This window comes from Micromonospora sp. DT31 (genome assembly GCF_049841795.1).
GTDB lineage: Bacteria > Actinomycetota > Actinomycetes > Mycobacteriales > Micromonosporaceae > Micromonospora.
The window spans coordinates 1-2,500 of record NZ_JBNCKZ010000049.1 but is presented as its reverse complement, the minus strand read 5'-3'; the positions used below and the strand labels follow the sequence as shown (position 1 = coordinate 2,500).

3 protein-coding genes are annotated in these 2,500 nt (G+C 68.6%); all 3 read right to left on the bottom strand.

Annotated elements, in window-relative coordinates:
* Positions 1-52 precede the first annotated feature (52 nt).
* From ACLQ2X_RS28305 to istA, 3 genes are read right to left on the bottom strand one after another with little or no spacing between them, the layout of a single operon-like run.
* Positions 53-313, bottom strand: coding sequence for a hypothetical protein (locus ACLQ2X_RS28305; RefSeq protein WP_128139041.1), 261 nt, complete (start codon positions 311-313; stop codon positions 53-55).
* Positions 313-1,074 (bottom strand): IS21-like element helper ATPase IstB, encoded by a 762-nt coding sequence (gene istB / locus ACLQ2X_RS28300; protein WP_091330079.1) that lies wholly within the window; start codon positions 1,072-1,074, stop codon positions 313-315. The genes ACLQ2X_RS28305 and istB overlap by 1 nt, the downstream gene beginning before the upstream one ends.
* Complete coding sequence (gene istA, locus ACLQ2X_RS28295) at positions 1,071-2,498, bottom strand: IS21 family transposase (RefSeq protein WP_425684123.1); 1,428 nt, start codon at positions 2,496-2,498, stop codon at positions 1,071-1,073. The genes istB and istA overlap by 4 nt, the downstream gene beginning before the upstream one ends.
* Positions 2,499-2,500 lie beyond the last annotated feature (2 nt).

Here is a 2,500-nt window from a genome sequence, read left to right as displayed (position 1 = left end):
TGTCGGGGTACTCGTTGGAGTGCAGAGGTAAGTACGGCTGATCTTGCAGAGGTCATGCGTCGTGTTGGGCGCCTTGTTCGTCACCGTGAGTTGCGTTTTGTAGGCGTAGGCGGGTGAGGCCGAGCATGTCGATGAGCCATCCGGGTCCGCCGGTGATGCCGCGGGCTCGTAGGAGGGCGTCGACCTCGTGATGGGTCGCCGGCCCGGTGGTGGCGAGGAAGTCCTCGCAGATTTGGAGCAGGAGCTGCAGCAGGTCGCGGTGGTTGGTGTTGCTGGTGGTCGCGAGGTCGTCCGGGTCGGCCGGGGTGGGCATCAGGCGACGTTCTCAATGGCGGTGAGGCGGTTCTTGAGTCGGTAGCTGGGGCCGTTGATCGGGACGACGTCGCAGTGGTGCAGGAGCCGGTCGAGGATGGCGGTGGCCAGGACCTCGTCGCCGAAGACTTGACCCCATTCGCCGAAGCCTTTGTTCGAGGTCAGCAGGGTGGAGCCCTTCTCGTAGCGTTTCGAGATCACTTGGAAGACGAGGTTGGCCTCGGGTCGTTCGAGGGGTTGGTAGCCCACTTCGTCGATGACCAGGACGGTGGGGCGTAGGTAGGTCTGCAGCTTGCGGGCCAGCCGGCCGATCGCGTCGGCGGCGGTGAGGTGGCGGACCATGTCGTCGAGGGTGGTGAAGTAGACGGTGAACCCGGCTCGGCAGGCGGCGACCGCGAGGGACACCGCGATGTGGGTTTTGCCGACGCCGGGCGGGCCGAGGAACGCGACGTTGGCTTTGGCCTGCACGAACGCGAGGGTCGCGAGGTCACGGACCTTGCGGGGGTCCAGGTCGGGTTGGAAGCTGAAGTCGTAGTCGTCGAGGGTCTTGTGGTGCGGCAGTTTCGACAGGCGCAGCCCGGCGCGGAAGCGGCGTTCGTCGCGGACGGCGAGTTCCTCTTGCAGGACGAGGTCGAGGAACTCCAGGTAGCCCATGGACTCGGTGTCGGCCCGGCCGGTGAGCTCCTGCAGCGTCTTGGCCAGGTGAGGCAGGCCGAGTTTGGTGGCGCTGGCGTGGATGCGGTTGGTGACCAGCTCACTCACGTCGAGACGTCCTTCAGGTGTGGGCGGTGGGTGAACGGGCTGGCCGCAGCGATCTGCTCATAGACCGACAGTGGGCGGGTCTCGACGGCGATCTGGGCGGCGGCGGCCCGGTTGAGCAGGGCTTGCAGCGGTCCCTGACTGCTGTCGTGACGGGCGGGTCGGCGTGTGGTCGACTGCGGGCTGTCGGGGTCGCCGGTGGTGACGGCACGGGTGTGTCCGTCGGGCAGACCGTCCCAGTGGCTCTCGTCGACGACGCGGGCGCCGCGGCCCACGGCCCGCTGGTGCGTGGCCAGCAGCGTAGTGCCGTCCAGGCCGGGGACGGTGGCGTGGATGGTGATGGTGGCGGCGGTCGCCCGGATCTCCACGAGTTGGCGGTGGCGGACACGGCGGGCCGGCACGGAGTAGAGGTTGCCGGCGTAGGCGATCAGGCAGTCCTTGCCGACGTGCCGTAGATGCCGGTCGGCGACCACATACGCCCTGGCCGGGATCGGTCGCAGCGCGGCGTGGTCGCGGACCGCCCGCACGCCGATGATCTCGCCGTGGGTGCGATGCCGCACGGCCCGCCGCTGCGGCACCCACGCCACGAACGTGGCGTCGAGTTCGGCCAGCGACGCAAACGCCCGCCCGGCCAGGACATGATCACGGACGATGGTGACCTGCCGTTCGACCCGCCCTTTGCCGGTCGGACGGTAGGCGGCCAGCACGTCGATGTCGAAGTCGTAGTGCCCGGCGAACGCGACCGCTTCCGGGTGCAGCGGCACCGCCTGGCCCGGGGCGACATGCCGGCGGACCACGGTCTTGGTCCGGTCGTAGACGATCACCCCCGGGACCCCGCCGAAGTGCGCGAACGCCCGCCGGTGACACTCCCAGAACGCGGCCAGGTCCTGGCTGGTGGTGAAGCAGCAGAACGGGTCCCGCGAGTACGACAGGACCATGTGGAACGAGTACACCTTCGGAATCCCGACGTGGGCGAGGATGCCGCCCTCGTCGCCCCAGTCCACCTGCGCCTGCGCACCCGGGACGACCTCGAACCGGCGGTGCAGCCCCGCCAGCTGATCCGGGCTGATCCCCAACTCCGCCGCGATCCGCGGCCGGGCCTGCTGCAAATACAGCTTCACCCGCTGGTAGTTGCCGGTGAACCCGTACTGCTCGACAAGACGCTCATGGATCACCGTGCCCTTGAGCAGCAACTCCGCCCGCAACCACGCATCGACCACATGGGCGAACACGTCGATCAACTGCCCACGAGCCGACCGCGCCCGAACCGGCGGCGCCACCTCACCACCACCAGCAGCCAGGTACTTCTTCACCGTCCGCCAGTTCAGGCCCGTCTCACGAGCGATCTCCGAGACACTCGCACCAGCCTCGTGCAACGCCCGGAACCGGCGCACATCCAGCCACCGCTGCTCATCCATCGCCCCCACCG

Coding starts and splice junctions, on each gene's coding strand:
- ACLQ2X_RS28305 (WP_128139041.1), bottom strand. CDS start 313: ATGCCCACCCCGGCCGACCCGGACGACCTCGCGACCACCAGCAACACC.